A 1,856-nucleotide genomic window follows, 5' to 3' on the forward strand; every position below is an offset into this window, starting at 1 on the left:
TATCGACGCATTAGTCATGTCCTCAAGCCCCCGGATGTACTGATCAGAGGGGTGACAACTTTCCTGAAACTGGGGGAGAGAGCAACACCAGAATCGCGGGCTTCAAGCAGGAGCTCTTTTCCTCTACGAACCAAGCCCCCTCCACCGGCGCTTCCTCGCCTACATAGCCAACGAACAGGCAGGGCCAACTGAAGGCGAGGAGCCCAACTGCTAACACATTGCCCAAAAGGCAACGTTTTAGCAGTAATAATCATCCAGCTTTATGTATTTATTCATAGCCCAACCTGGACACCAATTCTTTGAAGCTATTCGACGCATCAATCTCGGCCTGGTCATTATCTGAAATTGGCCTGCGGGCTCGCGAAGAGATGTCGGTCGTTGAGCCTCGCCCGCTGTCTCCACTGAGCTTGATTTCACCAAAGCAATTGAGAAACTCAGGGCTATAATCTAAGTCAAGAAGCGCGCAAACGCTTTCCATGAATGCCATTGGATTAACGCAAAAGTCTTCATAACGACGCATTGGCACTTTCTGATAGCGATCAAGAAATGCCAGGTATCGGCGGCAGTACTCCTCCAGGCTACTTGGACTGAATTGCTTGTGCCAGTCTTGGGCGACTAAACTAAGGTAGCTGTCGAGGGGATGTCGAACAGTGACGACCGAAATCAGCTGATACTCATCAGCCAAAAAATCGCAGATTGGCGTAATTTCAGCTGGCTGCTGACCCATGCAAAAATCAGTGTGACTGTGATCGCGAACCACAAGATCCATTCCATCATTCACGCAGATCTTCACCGTTTGAGCCATGCGGCTGGCGAAGTCTTCCTTGATCTCTTCAAGGGTGAGCTTTCGATAGCTTCTTTCAAGAAGCAATAAGGGATTTGTGGGCTCAAATTTGTGGCCAAAGCGATTTAGTGGATTCACTTCACTTATTAAGGCCACATGAGGCATCGCTGCAAGGCACTTGCTTATCACAGTGCCGCCAGTACAGGCCAGATGGTGAATCGTGCGGACTGCCACTTTTCCTGAAGCCCGTTGCGCCAATCTGCTCGCAATCCTCCCCGCGCTGCGCGCGAGCGCTTTGACATGCTGAGAGCCAGGCCCCGCCTCTAGACCCGCTGCCGCCAGCGACTCCTGAAGACTCAGCAGCACCGATTGACGCTGCGCAGCTTGGACCGCCTCAGGCGGTGCACCCTCCTTAGCTGCCTGCACAAAAGCCAGGGCCACTTGCTGCTGCTGCTTGCCTGCATCAGACCCAGGCTTGATCGTCTGCAGCAACGCCACTCCGTAACGCAGCCATTCAGCTGGGTCGTGACTCTCCAGCTGGTGGCCTGCGATCACCCCCTGCCAGTCGCCTCGATCGAAGGTCTCGCGGCTCATGACTGCGCATTGCCCTCTCTCTGCCCATCATGAAGGGTGTATCCCCATCGAGCGCAGCGGCTATGTGGGCCTGGTCACCGGCACCTGTTTTGCCGCCGCAGGCCGGCTCCTGTTCATCGCCGTGGGCACACTTCCCGAGCAAGACGGCCACGCCGACCTCCAATACGTCCTCGCCGTGGCCCGCTCCATTGGCCGCCACATGGATGCACCTCGCATCGTGGTGACCAAGAGCACCGTGCCCGTCGGTACGCCGACAAGGTGGCAGGCGTCATCCGCACCGAACGGCATGCCCGCGGCGTGGCGAGCCCGTTTGAGGTGGTGTCGAAGCCCGAATTCCTCAAGGGGGCCTCCGCCGTGGCCGATTTCCAGAGGCCCGATTGCATCGTGATCGGTAGCTCCAGCCCCGGTGACTTTCAGGAAAGTTGTCACTCCTTGGCTGCCATTCAGGCGGCCTTGATTAAGGGTAGCGCCATGAGCG

1 protein-coding gene and 2 pseudogenes are annotated in these 1,856 nt (G+C 56.3%); 2 read left to right on the forward strand and 1 reads right to left on the reverse strand.

What is annotated here, in order from left to right:
• Nucleotides 1-268: 268 nt before the first annotated feature.
• Complete coding sequence (locus tag AC01FP_RS17315) at nt 269-1,378, reverse strand: hypothetical protein (RefSeq protein WP_474481953.1); 1,110 nt, start codon at nt 1,376-1,378, stop codon at nt 269-271.
• On the opposite strand from AC01FP_RS17315, the pseudogene AC01FP_RS17320 reads away from it, so the two are divergent.
• A pseudogene (locus AC01FP_RS17320) lies at nt 1,377-1,622 on the forward strand (hypothetical protein); the annotation flags it as partial. The gene AC01FP_RS17315 and the pseudogene AC01FP_RS17320 sit on opposite strands and share 2 nt — an antisense overlap.
• A gap of 14 nt (nt 1,623-1,636) precedes the next feature.
• Nucleotides 1,637-1,856 (forward strand): annotated as a pseudogene (locus AC01FP_RS17325) (hypothetical protein); the annotation flags it as partial.

This window comes from Cyanobium sp. NIVA-CYA 375, from assembly GCF_056108345.1.

Bases quoted from the DNA above. Each gene is read 5' to 3' on its own strand.
- AC01FP_RS17315 (WP_474481953.1), bottom strand. From the start codon at position 1,378: ATGAGCCGCGAGACCTTCGATCGAGGCGACTGGCAGGGGGTGATCGCA.